Annotated in this window: 20 protein-coding genes; 7 read left to right on the top strand and 13 right to left on the bottom strand. The window is 72.4% G+C overall.

From position 1 onward, the window contains the following. Positions 1–2 precede the first annotated feature (2 nt). The 3 genes from BIV23_RS13340 to pdxR all read right to left on the bottom strand — a co-directional run bounded on the left by BIV23_RS13340 (position 3) and on the right by pdxR (position 2,651). Positions 3–593, bottom strand: coding sequence for a snapalysin family zinc-dependent metalloprotease (locus BIV23_RS13340; RefSeq protein WP_071381030.1), 591 nt, complete (start codon positions 591–593; stop codon positions 3–5). 176 nt (positions 594–769) lie between these two features. Beyond that, complete coding sequence (locus BIV23_RS13335; RefSeq protein ID WP_071381029.1) at positions 770–985, bottom strand: hypothetical protein; 216 nt, start codon at positions 983–985, stop codon at positions 770–772. 163 nt (positions 986–1,148) lie between these two features. Continuing rightward, a complete protein-coding gene (gene pdxR, locus BIV23_RS13330) occupies positions 1,149–2,651 on the bottom strand; it encodes a MocR-like pyridoxine biosynthesis transcription factor PdxR (protein ID WP_071381028.1) in 1,503 nt (500 codons plus the stop codon). Between the two features lie 94 nt (positions 2,652–2,745). Between pdxR and BIV23_RS13325 the strand changes: the two genes are divergently transcribed. Next, positions 2,746–3,516: a metallophosphoesterase gene (locus tag BIV23_RS13325; protein ID WP_071381027.1), complete on the top strand. Its 771-nt coding sequence runs from the start codon at positions 2,746–2,748 to the stop codon at positions 3,514–3,516. Between the two features lie 55 nt (positions 3,517–3,571). On the opposite strand, the gene BIV23_RS13320 is transcribed toward BIV23_RS13325, so the two are convergent. Beyond that, positions 3,572–4,405 carry a PIG-L family deacetylase gene (locus BIV23_RS13320; RefSeq protein ID WP_071381026.1) on the bottom strand — a complete coding sequence of 278 codons (834 nt, stop codon included), beginning with the start codon at positions 4,403–4,405 and terminating at the stop codon, positions 3,572–3,574. A gap of 223 nt (positions 4,406–4,628) precedes the next feature. After that, positions 4,629–5,324 (bottom strand): glycerophosphodiester phosphodiesterase, encoded by a 696-nt coding sequence (locus BIV23_RS13315; protein WP_071381025.1) that lies wholly within the window; start codon positions 5,322–5,324, stop codon positions 4,629–4,631. Between the two features lie 301 nt (positions 5,325–5,625). Between BIV23_RS13315 and BIV23_RS53195 the strand changes: the two genes are divergently transcribed. Next, positions 5,626–6,069 carry a CoA transferase gene (locus BIV23_RS53195; RefSeq protein WP_071381024.1) on the top strand — a complete coding sequence of 148 codons (444 nt, stop codon included), beginning with the start codon at positions 5,626–5,628 and terminating at the stop codon, positions 6,067–6,069. 33 nt (positions 6,070–6,102) lie between these two features. Here the strand turns inward: BIV23_RS53195 and BIV23_RS13305 are convergent, their stop codons facing one another. From BIV23_RS13305 to BIV23_RS13295, 3 genes are all read right to left on the bottom strand, one after another. Continuing rightward, positions 6,103–8,400, bottom strand: a complete 2,298-nt coding sequence (locus BIV23_RS13305; protein ID WP_071381023.1) for an MMPL family transporter — start codon at positions 8,398–8,400, stop codon at positions 6,103–6,105. A 193-nt stretch (positions 8,401–8,593) separates the two neighbouring features. Continuing rightward, positions 8,594–8,974 (bottom strand): LmeA family phospholipid-binding protein, encoded by a 381-nt coding sequence (locus BIV23_RS13300; RefSeq protein ID WP_071381022.1) that lies wholly within the window; start codon positions 8,972–8,974, stop codon positions 8,594–8,596. 90 nt (positions 8,975–9,064) lie between these two features. Continuing rightward, complete coding sequence (locus tag BIV23_RS13295) at positions 9,065–10,789, bottom strand: hydrogenase maturation protein (protein WP_071381021.1); 1,725 nt, start codon at positions 10,787–10,789, stop codon at positions 9,065–9,067. Positions 10,790–11,589: 800 nt separating this feature from the next. Here BIV23_RS13295 and BIV23_RS13290 point away from each other — a divergent pair. Genes BIV23_RS13290 through BIV23_RS13280 form a run of 3 tightly spaced genes read left to right on the top strand, consistent with a single transcriptional unit; the run spans position 11,590 to position 12,929 of the window. Further along, positions 11,590–11,967 carry a hypothetical protein gene (locus tag BIV23_RS13290; protein ID WP_071381020.1) on the top strand — a complete coding sequence of 126 codons (378 nt, stop codon included), beginning with the start codon at positions 11,590–11,592 and terminating at the stop codon, positions 11,965–11,967. Positions 11,968–12,000: 33 nt separating this feature from the next. Then, on the top strand, positions 12,001–12,513 hold the full coding sequence (locus BIV23_RS13285; protein ID WP_071381019.1) for a hypothetical protein: 513 nt from the start codon (positions 12,001–12,003) through the stop codon (positions 12,511–12,513). A 20-nt stretch (positions 12,514–12,533) separates the two neighbouring features. After that, positions 12,534–12,929 carry a peptidase inhibitor family I36 protein gene (locus BIV23_RS13280; protein ID WP_425443484.1) on the top strand — a complete coding sequence of 132 codons (396 nt, stop codon included), beginning with the start codon at positions 12,534–12,536 and terminating at the stop codon, positions 12,927–12,929. 180 nt (positions 12,930–13,109) lie between these two features. On the opposite strand, the gene BIV23_RS13275 is transcribed toward BIV23_RS13280, so the two are convergent. After that, positions 13,110–13,328 carry a hypothetical protein gene (locus BIV23_RS13275; RefSeq protein ID WP_071381018.1) on the bottom strand — a complete coding sequence of 73 codons (219 nt, stop codon included), beginning with the start codon at positions 13,326–13,328 and terminating at the stop codon, positions 13,110–13,112. 305 nt (positions 13,329–13,633) lie between these two features. Here BIV23_RS13275 and BIV23_RS49590 point away from each other — a divergent pair, with 305 nt between their 5' ends. Beyond that, a complete protein-coding gene (locus tag BIV23_RS49590; RefSeq protein WP_143079077.1) occupies positions 13,634–13,867 on the top strand; it encodes a hypothetical protein in 234 nt (77 codons plus the stop codon). Between the two features lie 352 nt (positions 13,868–14,219). On the opposite strand, the gene BIV23_RS13270 is transcribed toward BIV23_RS49590, so the two are convergent. Further along, positions 14,220–14,753 carry a GNAT family N-acetyltransferase gene (locus tag BIV23_RS13270; protein ID WP_071381017.1) on the bottom strand — a complete coding sequence of 178 codons (534 nt, stop codon included), beginning with the start codon at positions 14,751–14,753 and terminating at the stop codon, positions 14,220–14,222. Positions 14,754–14,962: 209 nt separating this feature from the next. Continuing rightward, entirely contained in the window at positions 14,963–16,207 is a 1,245-nt protein-coding gene (locus BIV23_RS13265; RefSeq protein WP_071381016.1) for an LmeA family phospholipid-binding protein, read from the bottom strand. Positions 16,208–16,391: 184 nt separating this feature from the next. Between BIV23_RS13265 and BIV23_RS13260 the strand changes: the two genes are divergently transcribed. After that, entirely contained in the window at positions 16,392–17,264 is an 873-nt protein-coding gene (locus BIV23_RS13260) for an AraC family transcriptional regulator (RefSeq protein WP_071381015.1), read from the top strand. Between the two features lie 100 nt (positions 17,265–17,364). On the opposite strand, the gene BIV23_RS13255 is transcribed toward BIV23_RS13260, so the two are convergent. Together BIV23_RS13255 and BIV23_RS13250 are read right to left on the bottom strand one after the other, a co-directional pair. Beyond that, positions 17,365–17,802, bottom strand: coding sequence for a DUF6069 family protein (locus tag BIV23_RS13255; protein WP_071381014.1), 438 nt, complete (start codon positions 17,800–17,802; stop codon positions 17,365–17,367). A 244-nt stretch (positions 17,803–18,046) separates the two neighbouring features. Continuing rightward, on the bottom strand, positions 18,047–19,030 hold the full coding sequence (locus tag BIV23_RS13250) for a polyprenyl synthetase family protein (protein ID WP_071381013.1): 984 nt from the start codon (positions 19,028–19,030) through the stop codon (positions 18,047–18,049). Between the last annotated feature and the right edge of the window lie 98 nt (positions 19,031–19,128).

Here is a 19,128-nt window from a genome sequence, read left to right as displayed (position 1 = left end):
GGTCAGTGCGAGCCGGTGAGCACACGGCCGGACCAGACGTCGATCACCACCTGGCGGTGATGCGGGCGCATCGCCGACGCGCCGGCGGCGTAGTTCCTGTCGACCTGCGCCGCCTCGGCCGCGTCCGGCTTGGCGTTCGTGCAGGACGTGCCGGGGCCGTGGCCGGACATGAGCTCCGAGCACGGGCCGCTGTAGTCGTCGGGCAGCCCGAGGATGTGCCCGGTCTCGTGGGCCGTGATGCGGGTCGCGTCGTACCCCTCGTCCACCGCCTGCTGGCCCAGCTGCACGTCACCGCTGCCGCCGGGGAAGATCGGCCCCAGTGTGGTCTGCGGCCAGCCGCTGGTCGCCTCGTAGACGTAGTCGGCCGAGCCGGGGCTGCTCGCCGGCTCCAGGCGTACGTTGTGCACCGCGTCGTTCCAGTTCTGCACGGCCTGCCGGATCGGGCCCGCCCACTGACCGGCATTGCTGGCGTCGTAGGTCAGGGTGACGACCGCGGGGGTCGCGTGCGGCCCGGGGTGCGCCGAAGCGACGCCGGCCGTCGTGCCCAACACGGCGGGGAGAAGTGCCGCCAGGGCGGCTATTCGCTTGATCATGAGAGTGCTGCGCCTCCTCGGGTCTCGGCTGCTGCCCGCAGTAAACGAGTTCGTCGCGGACACGACAACCTTTCTTCCGGCAATCGGGTCTCGGCCGCCGTCAAGTTGGCTCAAAGCGCACAGGAGGTGGCGGAGGGGCGGAGGGGACAGGGGCGGCGGCACCGCGGCCCCGGCGGTCAGGACGCACTCGCCGCCCTGCGGACGAGGCCGGCGACGGCGTCGGGGCGGGCGACGAGCGAGACGTGACAGATACCGATCTCGACGGTGGGGGAGTGGGCGCGCTTGGCCTCCTGCTCGAGGTGGAGATCGGTGCCGGTCGTGGCACCGGTGCGGGAGGGCACGGAGTCGGTGGCGTTCGCCGGGGCGCTCGGGAAGCGGGCCGACAGGGACATGCCGCTCTCGCCGACGCCGGGCGCGCACGGTGCGGCGGTCGCACACCCGGCCGCCGTGGCGCGCCGGCGCCGGCGTCGCCGCGGAGTGTCCGGCCGTGGCCCGCGTATGCCCGATACCGACATGCCCTTCTCGCTCTCTCCCGGGGGACTACGGCCCATACGTTCACGACTCGACGTGGACGGACTCGGCGTGATCGCCCGAGCGGGTGACCGGGGTGTGGCGGGGGAGTGATGTGCGCGGTTCGGAGTCCGTCGATCCGCGACGGCCCGGCCGAAGGGAGCCGAGGGCATCGGACAGCGCGTCGAGGGCGGGCCGGTAGGCGTGTTCGGGTGGGGCCGCGAAGCCGATGAGCAGGCCGGCCGGGCGCCCGCGGCCCTCGACGTGGAGTTCGGACAGGCCGCGCAGGGCGAGTCCCCGCCGGGCGCAGCGGGAGAGGACCTCGTCCTCGGGCGGCCAGTCGGCGGGGAGGGTCAGGAGGGTGTGCAGACCGGCGGGGACGCCGTGGGCGGTCAGTTCCGGGACACCGGACACGCGGGCCAGGAGGAGTTCGCGCCGCCGGCGGTAGCGCAGGCGGCAGGCGCGCACGTGGCGGTCGTACGCATGCGTGGTGATCAGGTCGGCGAGTACGAGCTGGGAGAGGCTCTCGGTGTGGAGATCGGCCTCGCGTTTGGCCTCGACCACCGGTTCCACCAGATGGGGCGGCAGGGCCAGCCAGGCCAGCCGCAGCGCCGGGCCGAGGGTCTTGGACACGGTGCCGCAGTACACGGTCCGGTGCGGAGCGATGCCCTGGAGGGCGCCGACGGGCTGGCGGTCGTAGCGGTACTCGCCGTCGTAGTCGTCCTCGATGACCAGCCCGCCGGTGGTACGCGCCCAGGCGGCGACGGCCTGACGCCGGCGGGGGTGGAGGGGGACACCGGTCGGGTACTGGTGCGAGGGCGTGAGCAGGACGGCGTCGACCTCGTGCGTCAGCGCGTCCACACGGGCGCCCCGGGCGTCGACGGGCAGGGGCGTGAGGGCGAGTCCGGCGCGCTGGACGCGTCCGCGGAAGACGTTGTGACTGGGGTCCTCGACGGCCACCGTCCTGGCGCCGTCGCGGGCCAGCACGCCGCTGAGCAGGCTCAGGCCCTGGTAGTAGCCGGAGGTGATGACGACGCGGTCGGGGCTCGTGACCACACCGCGGGTGCGGCCGAGGTAGTCGGCGACCGCGGTGCGCAGTTCGATCCGGCCCTGCGGGTCTCCGGCGTGGAGCGCCGCCGAGCGCGTGTCGGTGACCACCCGGCGCGTCGCCGCGAGCCAGGCCCGGGAGGGAAAGGCGCTGACGTCGGGAAGCCCCGGGCGCAGGTCGTGGCGCGCAATCGCCGATACCGGTGCGTCCGCCGGTGCGGCCGCGGCCTGCGGCGGTACGTCCGCCACGGTGGTGCCCGAGCCGGGCCGGGTCGACAGGTAGCCCTCCTCGACCAGTTGGTCGTAGGCGGCGGTCACCGTGCCGCGGGACAGCCCGAGTTCGGTGGCCAGCCCTCTCGTGGAGGGCAGGAGCGTGCCCGCGGCCAGGCGCCCCTGCCGGACCGCCTCGCGCAGCGCCGACTCCAGGGCCGAACGGCGGCCTTTCGAGGCGTCGAGATCGAGGTGCAGGTCGACACGTGAACCGGACCAGGAATTCCGCATGGATCTGGACCTTACTCCTGGTCCAGCACCCGCCTAGCCTCGGCTGGACCGATCAACAGCCCGATCAACAGCCCGAGTGACAGGACGTATTGCGGTGATCGTCACAGCCCATCTCAGCGACACCCACATCGACGGCGAGCCGCGCAGCATCGAGCGCACCCGCGCCGTCATGCGCTACCTGGAGGACCTGCCCTACGACCTGGACATGGTCCTGGTGACCGGAGACATCACCGACCACGCCCTGCCTTCCGAGTACGAGCAGGCCCGTCGGCTCTTCTCCTCGCGGCACCCGGTGATGCTCTGCCCCGGCAACCACGACCGGCGTGATGTCTTCCGAACCCACCTTCTGGGACAGGAGAGTTCGACGGCACCGGTGAACCAGGTGCACCGCGGCGCCGACGTCGTCATCGCCCTGTGCGACTCATCGGTGCCCGGCAAGGACGAGGGCCTCCTCTCGGACGACACCCTCGCGTGGCTCCAGGACGTACTGGCCCGGACCCCCGACCCGACGCCCGTGCTGATCGGCTTCCACCACCCGCCGGCGCAGGTGCACGTCGCGTTCGTCGACGGCATCCGCCAGTTCGGTGCCGAGCGCCTCGCGGCCCTCGCCGACCGGCACCGCAACATCGCGGGATTCCTCTGCGGCCACGCCCACACCGCCGCCGCGACCGTCTTCGCCGGACGCCCGCTGCTGATGGCCCCCGGAGTCGTCTCCACCCTCCGCCTTCCGTGGGAGCAACGCGCCCACCCCCAGGACCACGTCCACCTGGACCACCCGCCCGCCCTGGCGTTCCACGTCCTCGACGACTCCGGGAGGCTGACCACCCACTTCCGTCACGTCGGCACAACCCCCGACCCGTCATGACCCGCACCACCTGCACGGCGTGCCGGGTGTGCCGGGCGTGGGAGCGAGAGGCGGATCAGCGCAGTCCGGCGAAGAGGTCGTTCTCGGGTACGGCCGTGCCCGTGGTGTCCTGGACGCGTACGAAGGTCTCGACGCCCATCAGCTCGGTGAACCTCTTCTGGCCCATCTTGAGGAAGAAGATGTTCTCGCCCTGGCTGGCGTGCGCGGCCAGCGCGTCGAACTTCTGACCGCCGAACGCGCTGGTGTCCACCCAGGTGGTGATCTCCTCCTCGGGCAGTCCGATCTCGGCCATCGCGGCGGCCTCGGCGGGATCCGGCTCCTGCCAGTCCGCACCGAACTCGCGCATGACCTCCCCGAACCGCTGCATCATCGAACGGGGCGCCGTCGTCCAGTACACCTTCGGCGTCGGCGCGGTCATCGCCAGCGCGGCCATCGTGATGCGGTTCGCCTGGATGTGGTCGGGGTGGCCGTAGAAGCCGTTCTCGTCGTAGGTGACGACCACATCGGGCTGATAGCGGCGCAAGAGTTCCGCGAGCCGGGCGGCGCCCTCCGCCACGGGGGTCTGCCAGAAGGATCCGGGGACGTCGTTGCTCGGCCAGCCCATCATCCCGGAGTCGGTGTAGTCCAGCGTCTCCAGATGGCTGATCTTCAGGATGGCGCAGCTCGCCTCCAGTTCCTGACGCCGCATCAGGGCGACGGCTGCCGGATCGTGCCCGGCGTCACCCGGCTTGACGCCCCCCGGTCCGTCACCGCAACTGCCGTCGGTACACGTCACGAGGACCGTGCGGATGCCCTCCGCCGCGTACCGCGCGAGGACACCGCCCGTTCCGGTGGCCTCGTCGTCGGGGTGGGCGTGCACCGCCATGAGTGTCAGGGGCCGGTTGTTCATGGATCAGTCCTCCTGTGTGAAAGGCTCGGTCCGAGTCTGCGGCAGGCGTGTCAGCGGCCGCCCCGACATCGGGGCGACCAGCCGGTGCAACAGTGCCGGGCGGACCGGCTGTTCCCGCCGCGCACGGGAAGACACCCCCGGGCCCCGGCGCGCGTACCCGGGAGTTGGGCGGACCGCTTCCCGCGACCGCACGGCCGGCCGGTTCGGTCCCCGACACCTGAGGTCAGGCCGTGGCCTCGACCAGCCGCTTCATGCCGGGCTGGTCGGTCACACAGCCCACCAGGCCGAGCATCCGGGCCAGTGCCAGATCGCGCTCGTCGTTGACGGTCCAGGCCATCACGTCGATGCCGGCGGCGCCGCACTTCTCCACGATGGCCTGGTTCAGCTGGCGCAGTTCCACGCTGACCAGGGTGGAACCGACCTTCTGCGCCCGGCCGACGAAGGTGTCGCGGTGCGCGCTGGGGCCTGCCACCAGCACGGTGCGGGCCCGCGGCAGCAGCTTGTGGATCTCGATCAGCGCCACGTCGTGGAACGACAGCACCGAGACCCGGTCCAGCAGGTCGCGGTCGGTGAGCACCCGGGCCAGCGACCGGGCGGCGGCCACGTCCTTGATCTCCGCCTGGATCGGCAGCGTCGGCCCGACGGCGTCCAGCACCTCCTCGAAGGTGGGGATGCGCTCGCCGAGCCCGGCGTCGAGTTTCCTGAGCGTCTCCAACTCCTGGTCGGCGATCGGACCGGAGCCGTCCGTCGTACGGTCCAGGGTCTCGTCGTGCATGACGACGAGCTCGCCGTCCCTGCTCAGGTGCAGGTCCAGTTCGATGCCGTCCAGGCCCTCGCGTTCGGCCCGCAGGAAGGAGCGCAGGGTGTTCTCCGGCTCGGCGGCCATGACACCGCGGTGGCCGATGGTGAAGAAAGACACTCGGTTGCCGTCCTTGGGTGTGGTGGTCCGGGGGCGGCCGCGCGAGCGCCGTACCCGCCGCCGGGCGGCGGGCGACCGCCTGCCGGAGTGCCCAAGCCTAACGGGCCCGTCCGGCCACAGGCGGCGCGGTGCGGGCTACCGTCGCCGTACGGCGATGTACAGGGAGGACGAAGGCGCGAAGGACGAGGGCGGGGCGGGATGAGCGAGCACGTCCGACGGCGGCGTCACCGTACGGTGGACCGGGCCGTGTGGATCCTGGGAACCGATCGGCGAGGCCGACGAGGCGCTCACGGGCGTACGGGTGCTCGACCTCACCCATGTCATCGCAGGTCCCGTCGCGGCGCGGCTCCTCGCCCAGTTCGGCGTCGAGGTGCTACACCTGTCGCGTCCCGGGCGCACGCCCCTCGCCGCGCTGTCGACCACCGACACGGACTTCGGCCCGCTCACCGAACCGGCGACGCCGTTCGCGTACAGCGGTCGCCAGGTCCCCCAGCCGGGCCGGCGCTCCCGCTCGGGTCCGCTGTGCTCCGGTGGCGCTGAGCCGGGGGAGGCCACCGCGTACGGCGGCGAGGCCCTCACCGACGACGAGCGCACCGCCGCCCTGCGCACCCTGGAACGCCTGGAACAGAACCTCGTCCGAGCTGCCGCGGGGACTGAGGGGACTGATCGGGCTGAGGGGGCTGCAGGGGCATGCGGGGAGGGGCAGGGCCCGGACGGCATCGAGAGAGCCCATCGGGACGGGTGACGGACGCCGGCCGGCTCGGTGCCGGCCGTTCTGTCAGTGCCGGTCCTCCTGAAAGGCTCCGCCGACCGCGAGGGGCAGGCCGGGACCGCGCCCGTCCGTGGCGTCCGACTGCCGCTCCGCCGTGAGCCGTTCGCCCTCGATGTCGAGGTCGGGCAGCAGCCGGTCCAGCCACCTCGGCAGCCACCAGCCCGCCCGGCCGACGAGGGCGAGGACCGCGGGGACGAGGGTCATCCGGACCAGGAAGGCGTCGATGAGGACGCCGACGGCGAGCGCGAAGGCGATCGGCTTCAGCATGGTGCTGCCGCCGGGGACGAAGCTCGCGAACACCGCGAACATGATGAGGGCGGCGGCGGTGACCACGCGGGAGGCGTGGCGGGAGCCGGCCAGCACGGCCTCGCGGGGCGCGGCGCCGTGGACGTACGCCTCGCGCATGCGGCTGACCATGAACACCTCGTAGTCCATGGCGAGTCCGAACAGCACCGCCATCACCAGGATGGGCAGGATGCTGACCACCGGACCGGTCCCGGCGACGCCGAGCGCGCCCGCGAGCCAGCCCCACTGGAACACGGCCACGACCGCGCCGAAGGTGGCGGCCACCGACAGCACGAAGCCCAGGCTGGCCTTCAACGGCACGACCACCGAACGGAAGACGAGCAGCAACAGCAGCAGCGACAGGCCGACGACGACGAGCGCGAAGGGGATCAGAGAGCCCGCCAGCCGGTCGGAGACGTCGATGTTCACGGCGGTCGTACCGGTCACCGAGACCTCGGCCCGTGTCTGCCGCTGCCAGGTGGGCGCCTCGTCGCGGATGTGCTGCACGAGGTTCTTGGTCTTCTCGTCCGCGGGCCCGGACGTCGGCACGACCTGGATGACGGCCGCGTTCCCGTGGTCGACGACCTGCGGCTGGCCGACCGCGGCGACGCCGTCGGCGGCCTTCAGATCCTTCACGAGCGCGGCCGTGGCCGTCTGCGGGTCCGTGGCACGAGAGGTGTCGGCGTGGACGAGCAGCGGCCCGTTGAACCCGGGCCCGAACTTCTCGGAGACGGTGTCGTACGCCTGCCGCTGACTGCTGCCCGCCGGGGCCGAACCGTTGTCGGGCAGGGCCAGTTGGAGATCCCTGGCCGGTACCGCGACGGCCAGCAGGCCGATCAGGACGGCGAGCAGCGTGAGCAGCGGGCGGCGGACGGCGATCCTGCCCCAGCGTTCGCCCATCGTCCCGCCCGAGCGTTCGCCCCTCGTCCTGCGCCCGCCGTCGAGACCACCGCGCCCGCCGTCGAACTCGCCTATGTGGGCGGCCTGTTCGCGGCGGGCGGCGCGTGAGTCCGGTTTCGGGCGCAGCCGTTCACCGGCGAAGGCCATCAGCGCGGGCAGCAGCGTGGTGGAGACGCCGACGGCGACCAGTACGGCCGCCGCGCCGCCGACGCCCATGACGGTCAGGAACGGGATGCGGACGACGGCCAGCCCGCACAGCGCGATGATCACCGTCAGACCGGCGAAGACGACCGCGCTGCCCGCCGTGGCGGTGGCCCGTGCCGCCGACTCCTCGGTGTCCATGCCGGTGGCGAGCTGGGAGCGGTGGCGGGAGAGGATGAACAGCGCGTAGTCGATGCCGACCGCGAGGCCCAGCATCGAGGCCAGGGACGGGGCGGTGCTGGAGATGGTCAGCACGCCGGTGAGCGCGGACAGCCCCAGCAGGGTGACGGCCACGCCCGTGATCGCCGTCAGCAGCGGCATGCCGGCCGCGAACAGCGAGCCGAAGGTGATCGTGAGGACGGCGAGGGCGACGGCCACGCCCACCAGTTCCTTGGTGTGGCCGGTGCTCTTGCCGCTGCCGTACGCGGATCCGCCGACCTCGACCGTGAGCCCGGCGTCCTTCGCGGGCCGGATGGTCCTCTCCAGCGAGGTGAGGCTGTCGTCGTGCAGGCCGGCGCGGCTGACCTGGTAGCGGACCTGGCCGAGTGCGGCGGTGCGGTCCGGCGACACGGCCTTGCTCCGCACGGGGTCGGTCACGCCGACGACCTGGGGAGCCCTGCCGGCCTGCGCCATGGTGGCACTGACCGCCGCGGCGTACCGCGGCTCGGTGATCTCGTGGCCCTCGGGGGCGACGAAGACGATCTGGGCGCTGGTCCCGGCCGCCGAGGGCAGCTCCTTCTTCAGGGTGTCCATGGCGGTCTGGGCCGGTGAGCCCGGGACGGTGAACTCGTCGTCCGTCGTGCCGCCGAAGGCGATCACGCAGGTGACGACCGCGGTGAGGATCAGCAGCCAGGCGGCCAGCACCGCCCGGCGACGCCGGAAGGCACCGCGGCCGAGCCGGTAGAGGAGGGAAGCCATGGGAAACGTGCTCCTTGAGGGTGACGTGCGGGGTCGAGCGGCACGTTCGGGGAGGAGACCGCGTACGAGGGCCGGGGAGTACGAGGTCTGCGGGGTCAGGTGCGGAACGCGGCGGGGCCGCCGGTCAGGGTGAGCCGGAGGCCGCTGTCGGTGACCGCGAGCCGACGCGGCCGCGGCTTCAGCGGGTGGCCGGTCAGGGAGATGGTGCGGGTGACCTCGGCCGTGATGACGATCCGGCCACGCCGCCGCCCTTCCCGCTCCGGCGCACCTGACGCGGACGGGCGTCCACGGCGAGGCCGGTCGTGTGCCGGGCGGACACCCCGTCCGCGGTCGGCTCGACGTCCGGGAAGGTGCCCCGCGCCGGCTGCCACAGCGCGGGCGTGACGCCCAGCCCGACGTCCGGGGCGGTCCCGAGGCGTTTGCCGGCCACCGTCGCGATCCGGTCGGCGATGCGGTGCCGGACCAGCGTTTCCGCCGTACCGGCGAGAGCGGTCAGGGCGAGGACGGCGGCCAGGAGGAGCGTCGTACGCCGCCGCAGGCGCAGCCTGGAGACGAGCCGGCCAGAAAGTGTCATGACTGACACGATACACAAACTGTCAGGGCTGACACTTTCCCCGGGTGCGGCATCCGACGCGGCGGCGGGGAGTGACGCACGCCGAGCCGTTCATCGGACGGCTCCCGCCGGCGGTGCCAGAGGGCGGGTGGAAGCGGCCGGCTCCTTGCGTACGAAGGCCGAGCGCAGGGCGTGGTACGGGGCCTCGGGGTCGAAGAAGGCGGCGCGCATACGGGCGAGTTCCGCACGCCGGTAGGCCGCGAGCGGCTGTGCCTGCTCGGCCGCGCGGCGTGCCGCGGCCTTGGCGGCGATACGGTGCCGCAGGCCCGGTGCGGCGGCCAGATCGGCGGCCAGCCGCGCGACCTCGGCCGCGAACTCGCCCGGCGCGGTGATCAGGAGCCGGTCCACCAGCCCGAGCCGCGCGGCCGACGCGGAGCTCAGGGGCAGGGCCTCCCGCATGAGCCGGCGGGCGGTGTCGGCTCCCGCGCGGCGCGGGAGCGTGTACGTCCAGAACTCGGAGCCGTACAGGCCCATCCGCCGGTAGTGCGGATTGAGCACGGCGCCCGTACGGCACCACACCTGGTCGGCGGCGAGCGCGAGCATGGTGCCTCCGGCGGCGGCGTTGCCGGCGAGCGCGGCGACCACCAGCCGGTCGGTGGTGCGCAGGACCGCCTCGACGAGGTCGTCCATGGCGTTGATGTTCCGCCAGGACTCCTCGGCGGGGTCGGCGGCCGCCTCGATGACGTTCAGGTGGATGCCGTTGGAGAAGAAGTCACGGTCGGAGCCGAGCACCAGCACGGAGGTGGGGCGGGCCAGCGCGTGTTCGTAGGCGGTGAGGAGTCTGCGGCACTGGTCGGTGCTCATCGCACCGCCCGGGAAGGAGAAGTTCAGGAAGCCGACCTCGCCGCGCTGCCGGTACCGGATGTCGGTCCAGGTGCGGCGGTGCGCGGGCAGTTCGAACGGGACGGCGGCTTCGGTGAGGTCGAGCTTGTGCGGTCCGGCGAAGGAGTCGAGGACGGAGGCGGCGGGTCGTCGGAAGGGTGCCGGGTCGCCGGAGTGCTTGCGCGGGCGCAGTTCCGGGATCCACACGGCACCGTCGCGGGTGGCGCGGCAGACCGCGCCCGCCCGGGTCGCGAGAAGCTCGCCGGGGCGGCCGCGCAGCCGGTCCTCGGGGTGACCGCCGTGCAGGAACACCTCGCGGCCCAGGAGTTCGTCCAGGACACCCGGCTGCGAGTCGGCGCCGCGCAGTTTGCGCAGCACGGCCTCGGTGCTGTCGTTCGGCCAGTCGACGCGGCGCCGCTCCTGCCGGAAGAAGTCGCGCCGGACGATGTGCAGGGGGGCGCCGGAGTCGTGGCGCTGCGGGCGGGGCGTGTACCCGCCGGCTGCGTAGCGGTGCACGGCGAGCAGGACGGCGGACACGGCGGCGTCGGAGACCTCGTTGCGGTACAGGTCGCTCTTGCCGACGGGCGCCACGGCGAACGGCTCCGCCGCCCAGATGTCCCCGGCGTCCATGGCCGCCTCGGCCTGGAACACCGTGACACCCCACCGCGGGGCCCGCTCGGCGATCGCCCAGTCGAGCGAGGAGGGACCACGGTCGCCGGGCGGCCCGGGGTGCACGACGAGGCAGGTGTGTTCCCGCCACACGTCCTCGGGCAGGGCCGTCCTGAGCATCGGAGCGATGATCAGCTCCGGGCGCCGTTCGCGTACGGCGGCCCGGACCGGGTCGTCGCCCTGCGCGGCGAGGACGATGTCCACCCGGTGGCCCTGGTCGGAGAGTTCCGCGTACACCCGCTGGGAGAGGCTGTTGAACGCGCTCGCAACGAGCAGAATTTCCATGGTGCAGCATGGTCGCGCTTCTCGGGTGCGCCGTGAAGAACCACGACGGCGTTTCGTCCACGGCGGCGTTTCGTCCGCGGCGGCGCCGCAGACACGGCGCGGACGCGGGCCGACTCGGCCAACTCCGGCTCCGGAGAAGGCCGGCGGCCCCTCGGCGACGACGTCCGGCCTGCGACGAGACGAACAACGGCCGGTTCACCGGCAGGGCCGGCGACAAGCGCCGCTTCCGGGTGCCGGCTTCCTGACCAGTCGCCGGCCGGGACCTGCGGGTCCGTGCCCGCCCGGCCACCGGGCCCTTGCTCCCGGCAGATCCCAGCTCCAGCCGACCACCGAGCGCGGCGTGCGATGCCTGGGCTGGGGTGTGCGGGTGCCGAGCCCGGTCGGGCCGAGCCGGTCGTGCGGCCGGGCCGGAAGCTCCGGCAGGCTGAGGGTACGCAGCCGGGCCGCCACCGCCTCGATGGCCGGCGGCACGTTGTCGAGAGCGGCGCGGGCGCGTCCGACCAGGCCGGGCTCGCTCGGCGCCCGGCCCCCGAAGCGGGACCGGCGATGACGCCACCCTGACAACGACCGCTCACCGCACGCTCACCGCATCCGCACCGGGCCATGTCCGGCATCCCGGTCCCGGTCGCGACGCTGCCAGGGTGTCCCCGCCGGAGACTGCAGCCGCCCGCCTGCCCCGGCCGACCGCTTCTCACCTACACGGGTGAATCGTCTGATTCCGCGCATACCGCTGCCGCCGCTGGGGATCGTGACCCTGCACGGTGCAGTCACCGTGCGTCACTTTCCGGGGGGCTTTCCACATGCGTCAACTCGCCGCCGCTGCTGTCCTGTTCGCCGCGCTCCTGCCCGTCACCGCCTCGGCCCGTCCGGTCGCGGCGGACAGTGCGTCGATCAGCGCCGTGCCGACAGGGCATGTGTACTTCTGGCCCAAACCCGGTCAGATGGGCGGAGCATGGGACTACGCCCCGCCCGGGTTCAAGGCGGCGGAGCCACCGGTGAAGCGGTCCGCGGGATCCTTCGACTCGCACGCGTCCGTCACCGTGTACGCGATCAGTGACCAGCCCGGCGGACGGTGTCTGTACCGGGCGATCTACCCGGACGACTACTCCGACAACTGGGACTGGTCCGGAAAGTTCGACGGCGTCAGCGACACCGCCATGGGATGCCAGGCAGGCTGAGGCACACCCCCGTCGACGATCTCCTCCGCCACGATGCGTCCGCGTACGACGGCCCTCGCCGTCCTCGTCCTGCCGGTACTGGTGAGCGGCTGCGCCCCCGCACCCGTTCACCGCCTCTCCTCCGACGACCTCATCAAGGCCGCCACCCGAGTCCTCACCGACGACTGCCTCAGCCGCCGGGGCCTCTCCGCGCCCCGGCCGGACCGCAGCCCGCCGTCGTCCGCCGAGCAACAGCGCGTCTCCGACGCCTTGTTCGGGACCGGACCGGCCCAGCTCTCCGTCCGACTGCCCACCGGGTTCGTCGTACGCGCCCACAGCGACGGCTGCCTCGCCGCGGCCCAGCAGCGGCTGTACGGCGACCAGCGGCGCTGGTTCCGGGCATCCACGATCGTCGACAACCTCGGGCCCGAGGCGACACACGCCCGCCTCCCGCTCGCCACGGTCCGCGAGCGGCACAGCGCCGACCTCGCCGACTGGCGTCGTATGCGCTCCCGCGCCGTCACGGCCGCCGTCGCCCTGCTCCGCGTCAACTCACCTACAGCGTAAGGAACTTGGCCCTCATGAACATGATGAAGCCGCGGTCGACCACCGCCCGGCGCGTCGTCTCCCTCCTCACCGCCTCCCTCCTCTGCGCCGGTGCCGTGCTCGCCACCTCCACCTCCGCGCAGGCGGCGGAATGCGGCAGCGGGAACTTCTGCGTCTGGACCGACGCGAACTTCACCGGCCTGAAGATCGAGCACAGCGGCGACGACCACTGGTGGGAGGGCGACATGGCGTGGCACGACTCCTCCTGGGCCGACCACGGCATCTCCGGCCCCGGCGTCAAGGACCACGTCAAGGTCTACTCCGCCCGCGAACTCCTCGGCCATGTCACCATCTGCCTCGCCCCGGGCCAGGAGGCCGGCTACAACGCCGCCGCCAACGACCAGGGCGCCTCCCACACCTGGACGGCGGGCTGTTGAAGCTCCTGGAAGACCCGCCGGTGAGCGGCGGGTTCACTCCGGACCGCCGGCTGCCGACGGAAGGTGTTACGAGCGCCGCCAAGAGAGTCCTTCGTCCCACGCGCGTGGAGTGTCTGGTCGCACAGCGAAACGGGCAGCGCAAGCCACGCGGCCATCGGGTCGCACCGGGCCCACCGCACGTCACTCCGCCGCCGGCCACACCGCTGGCCCGCCGCCGTGCCACTCGATCAGCGGTGAGTTCACCAGGTCCACCACGTCCAACCCCTCCAGGCCGGCACGCTCCAGGAACACCGACAGGTCGTGCAGGCTGTAGGCGGTACCCAGCGTCTCACCGTCGAACCGGACACGACGGCCGCCACCATCGCCGGGCGGATCCACGATCACACGACGTTCAGCCATAGCCTCAGCCTCCCCCGGAGGCGGGTGAGGCGCACTCGGGAGACGGCTGTCAGTGGCGGCGTCGCGCCGCGGGGTCACGCGCCGCCCCTGCCCCTCGTGGTCGTGTCCGGCCGGGCCCGGCCGGACCTGCCACCGAACGGACGCGGACGGGGGCTCCCCTTGTTGCGCACACCTCTGGGCCATCCCGGTCACTGGCCCCGCTGTCCGAAGGACCCGGCCGGTGTGGTGACCGGCCGGGCGGATGTTCCTGTCTACGTTGCACGGTAGGCGGCCTCAACGGGGCCCACGAGTGCACGAGGAGCACGATGTCTCTGCGCGGAGCCCTGGCAGCTCGGACCCGAGTAGCGCTCACCGCGGCCGCGACGGTCGTGGCGATGACGGCAGCGGCCGGGCTGGTCGGCGCGGTCCCCGCCCAGGCGGCCCCGCCGAGCCGGGTCCCCTCGTCCGGTCCGGACGGCAGCCCCTTCAATCCGGTGTTCGGGCTGCTCGGGAGCGCGCCGATCGTCGGGGTGCTCCTCGGAGGACCGCATGGAGGATGACGTACGGAGCAACCGCACGGTTGCCGGCCTTCCAGGAGAGCGGCCGCGTCTTCACGTCACTGCGGGCTGCGCGTCAGGGCGCTGAGCGTCCGCCGCTCGGCCGGCCGGCGCTGGTAGATCGGGCCGGCCGCGTGAGCTCCGCGCGCCTCGGACGCAGTCGCCTGCGATCAGGTGATGGGCGAGCGCCTTCAGCTGGGCCGGCCACGCGATGACGTGTTGCCGCGCGGGCCGGCCGCACTCCCGCAGCTCACCGGGCAGGCACAGCGGCAGCTGGGGCGGATGCGCCGATGGTGGCCGCGTCCGTACCGTTGTCGGCCTCGCACGGGTCGCAGTGCCCCCACCGGGGGGACACTCATGCCTGGAACTCGGTGAGATCGATGGCGTGAATCCGCAGCGGGTAGCCGTACACCGGGTGTGCCGTCTCCCGCTCGGGCACCATGCCGAGCTTGCGGACGACGTTCTCGGAGGCGTTGTCCCCCACCCGGTTGATGCTGATGACGCGGTCCAGGCCGCGGTCCTGGAGGGCGAACTCCAGCGTGGCGTGGGCGGCTTCGGACGCGTATCCCTGGCCCCAGAACTGTGCGCCGAGCCGCCAGCTGATCGCCACGGCGGGCATCACCTCCGGCAGGAACTCGGGCACGGACAGTCCGGTGAAGCCGATCAGTTCGCCCGAGGCCAGCAGTTCGACGGCGAAGAGTCCGAAGCCCTCCTCGTCCCACTCCTCCTCCCACCGCTCGATGTCCTCGGCCGTGCGGTCCAGGTCGCGCACCGAGCCGTCGTCGGTCCAGCGCATGACCCGGGGGTCCGCGTTGATGTCCGCCATCGGCGCGAGGTCGTCGTCGTGCCAGCCACGGAGGAGGAGGCGGGGTGTGCGGATCTCGGTCATGTGCCCATCCTGCCGAAGGCAGGCGCCTCATCGGTAATCGGACGCTGCTCGGAGCGAGTGCCGAAGTCCACCACGAGCTCGAGACGGATCGCCACGGTGCTTCTGCCTGCCCGACCTCATGACCTCAGGCAGCCCGCGTTCCCGTACGTTCGGACTGCACGGCCCCGGTGCGCCCGCCACGACCGGGGTCCGGCAACAGGAAGCCGCGTTCACCGGCCCAGCAGCAGACCCGTCCCCGACACATCGACCCGGATTCCGTCCTTGTCCACCGCCACGTCCCGCAGCCGCAGGGCGCCCGAGGGCGGCTCCGGCAGCCGGAAGGCGAAGGAGAAGCGGTCGGCGATCTCGGGGCGGGTGAGCTTGGTCAGTGCGGTCAGCAGGGACAGGTCGAGGCCGAGCCGCCGCATGAGCGCGGGGTGGGCGAGTGCCACGTCCACGAGGTTCACCCGCGTCAGGTCGTGCAGGAAGCGCGGTGCGCCGGTGAGCCGGTGCAGCTTGTCCTCGTCGTGCAGCGCGGCGCGCACCGCGCCGTCGGGGACGCCCAGGCGGTGCACGATCTCCGGCACGGACAGCATGGCCTTGATCTTCTCCGCCTCCCGGGTGAGCCGGCGCGCCGAGGCATCGGTGAGATGGAGGCCCTCGGCGGGCCCGGTGCCGGGCCGGTACGTCGCGAGGTCGCCGATGCCGAGCTGCATGCCCTCCACGGAGGTGGCGATGCCGCGCTCCCCGTCGCGCCGGATGCTGGCGTCGGCCTGTACGCGCAGGTCGCGGCCTGCGATGCGGAGCGAGCCGTGGGCCTGGACACGGCCGGGGCCACGGGCGCTGAAGGACACCTGCGAGGCACCGAGTTCGCGGTTCATGTCGTCGAAGGACAGCAGCACCCGGCCGTGCATCTGCCGGACGAGCGCACCGCGTACGGCGGTCGGGCCGTCGCCGTCGATGCGTATGTCGTTCGCGGTGGCGGTGACCTGGGTGAGGGTGACCCGCTGGGCCGGGATGTCCGCGACGGTGACCTGGACCGAGTCCAGCCGCTGGTCGGCCAGCTGCGTCAGGAAGGGAAAGCCGCCGATCCGTACCTCGGGGGCGGCGGCGAGATGCAGCTCGTCCTTGAGCCGTTCGGAGGCCTTGTGCTCGGCGTAGAGCAACGCCCAGCGGTCGGCGAGGGTGACCAGGCAGGCGAGCGTGAGTGTCCAGGCGAGCAGTCTGACCATGGTGGGCAGCCCGGTGGCGCGATTGCGGCGGCGGCTGCCGCGCCGGTGGTTGGGCGGGGCCCAGGGCTCCTCGGAGTCCTCGTCCCGCGGCGCCGCCGCGTGGTCCTCGGTGAGGAAGTCCTCCAGCGGATTGTCCGCCAGCGCCGCCAGTTCTTCGTACGGATTACGGACGTGCGGAACCTGTCCGGTGCGGGGCCCGTCGGACTGAGCAGGATGATGCGTCTGTGTGTGGGGGGTACGCATCGGTTTATTTGATCATATAGTGCCGCCCAGTGGGCAAGCTTGGCCTGAACTGAGGTGCGAATCCGGTCACTTGGCCTCCGGCCGGACCCGCGGCCGCCCACCCGACCGGAGCGGGCACGGGTTGTCGGGTGCGGCAGGCTCGGTCGCTCCTAAGGTCGGTGATCGAAAGGGAAGGAGGCCGGGGTTGCTGGATCGGCTGAACCAGGCCATGGAGCACATCGAGGGTCACCTCGACCAGAAGATCGAGGTGACCGCGCTGGCCCGGATCACGGTCACGTCGGAATACCACTTCCGTCGGCTGTTCTCGTCACTGGCGGGGATGCCGCTGTCGGAGTACGTCCGGCGCCGACGGCTCACCGTCGCGGGGGCCGAGGTGCTGGCCGGGGAACCGACCTTGCTGGAGATCGCTATCCGCTACGGCTACACCTCGGGGGAGGCCTTCGCCCGGGCGTTCCGCGCCGTGCACGGCGTCGGTCCCGGCGAGGCCAGGCGTACCGGCGCGGCCCTGAACTCGCAGCCCCGGCTGTCCTTCCGCCTCACCGTCGAAGGGAACAGCACCATGCGGTACCGCATCGTGGAGAAGGAAGCATTCCGGGTCGTCGGCAGGAAGGCCCGCGTCCCGCTGATCTACCAGGGTGTCAACCCGCACATCGCCGAGCACATCCAGAGCATCTCGCCGGAGACGATGCTGCGGATCGCCGGTCTCTCGGACCAGGACCCGCAAGGCGTGGTGTCGGCGACCGTGCGCCTGTCGGACGGCTTCGAGGAGGGCAGCGAACTCGACTACTACCACGCCGTGGTGACCACGGCCGCCGAGCTGCCCGAGGATCTCGACGTGCTGGACTGCCCGGCGGGCACCTGGGCCGTGTTCGAGAACACCGGGCCGTTCCCGCAGGCACTGCAGCAGATGTGGGCCGACGTGGCCGCCCAGTGGATCCCGTCCAACCCCTACGAGTACCGTCCGGGGCCGGAGATCCTGCGCACCCGCCCGGCGCAGGACGACCCGGCGCAGCACGACGCCCAGCTGTGGATCCCGGTGATCCGCACCACGGTCTGAGCCGGGCACCACGTGACGTTCCGGGGGCGCGGCGCCCGGCCCCGGAACACACGGATCCACGGCCACCGCCCCTGCCCGGGGTGCGGTGCGCCGGAGCTGTCTACGACCTCGCAGCGGTCCGCCGCAGCCCGGCGACGAGCACCAGGCCCGTCACCAGATGCAGGCACACGAGCACCGCCTTGGCGGCCGTCGTGACACCGAGGCCGAACGGGCCGGCCAGGGACAGGACCAGGATCGTGAGGGCGAGGACCGGCCAGGTGCGATTCGCCCGCGCCGGTGCCCACCGCTCCAGGGCGGCGAGCGAACCCCACGCGGCGAGGCCCGCCACCACCGACGCCGCCAGGACCGCCCCCGCTCCGACGCGCTGTTCGTGGTGGTCCGAACCCGTGCGGACGTCGAGGTGGACGCCCGCCAGCTGTGCGGCCACCAGCCACACGACGAGGGCCGCCACGGCACCCGCCAGGACCGCCAGGAACCGCGCCCGCCGGATTCCCGAGGCCCCGGACTCGCCGTCGCGGGACGGATGCGCGGTCACCATGGAGTGGCACTCCCCTCTCAGTACGACGTCCAGCGGGCGGCACCGGGTGGCGAACAGCTCCGCGGGCCGGTCGCCGGAAGACTAGGGCGGAGTGCCGGCCGCGGCCAGCGGCTACGGCGCCCGCACGCCAAGATCGGGGGAAACAACCAGACTTCGGCCTCCCGAAGACGCCCGACGCTCCTCGACGGCCTTCCCTCCCGTGCCCGTCGCAGCCGCTGCCGGCGCTGCTTGCGCGTACGGGCGGCTACGCGGCGGTGTCCGTCCGGAGGAGCACGCGGGACGCCTGGTCGACCAGGTCGCGCAGGAGGGTGAGGTACTCCTCGGTGCCGCCGAGCTCGTCCAGGATCCGGTGCGCTCGGCGCTGCAGTTCCTCGCAGTGCTGTGTGTAGGTGGCGAGGACCGCGGGCGCGAGCAGTTCGCGGGTCAGGGCCGACCGGGCGGGTGCGGAGCTCTTCGCGGCGGAGTGCAGGTCCGTCAGACGTCGCGCCGAGTCAGGAGGCGCTTGTTCCAGACAACAGGCGAGCAGATAGGTCACCGTGCCGTTCCGCAGGTCCTCGAACCGGCCCGAGAGGATGTCCTCCTGGTCGTTGAAGAGCTGCCAGATCAGGCCGAAGACCTCGCCGAAGGAACGCCAGCCTGCCACGCGCCGCTCCTCCGCACCGGCCAGGCGGGCGGCCATGGCCGTGATCATGGCGAAGGGCGCGCCGGACTTGCCCAGATAGGTGTTCCGCACCGAAGACCGTGTGGCCGTCACCGCCTCCCCTTCGATGTCTCTGAGCTGCCCCTCCGCCGCAGCGACCCAGCATCGGGCGACTTCGGCGGAGAGGGCGGCGCGTATCGGCCCGGGAACGCGCAGGGTCTGAACGATCAGCAGCGGAAGGGGTGTTCCCGCCGCGACGATCGCCAGCAGCGTCTGGTTGACCTCGGGATCCGCGGTCTCCTGCCCGTCCGGCGAGTCGGCCAGGTCGTCCAGGCGGCAGGCCGTCGTCCACCACAGGTCGTGAACGACGGTCAGCGGGAGTGCCGGTGCGGGACTGCCGGTCTCGGCGGCGTGGACGATCAGGGGCAGCACGGACAGCGGATAGGCGAAGGTCCGTTCCCGGAGGAGCTTGGCGACGACCGCGCGCACCGAAGGGGCCGGACTGAGCAGGTCGAGTACGGATTCCCGCTCGGCATCGATGTCCGCGGCCATCCGGTGATACAGATCCGCATAGGTCGATGCCGTCATGGAGCTCCCCTCACTGAGTGAATCGAGCACCGATTTGATCATCCTTGACTGATGCTGACCAGAATCATTTGCGCCACGGCACCGCTCCGTGCTCGTCG

The sequence above is a fragment of the Streptomyces monashensis genome (assembly GCF_001866665.1).
Taxonomy (GTDB): Bacteria; Actinomycetota; Actinomycetes; order Streptomycetales; family Streptomycetaceae; genus Streptomyces; species Streptomyces monashensis.
Note: the sequence above shows the minus strand (reverse complement) of the source record. Positions and strands in the feature narration are given on the sequence as shown.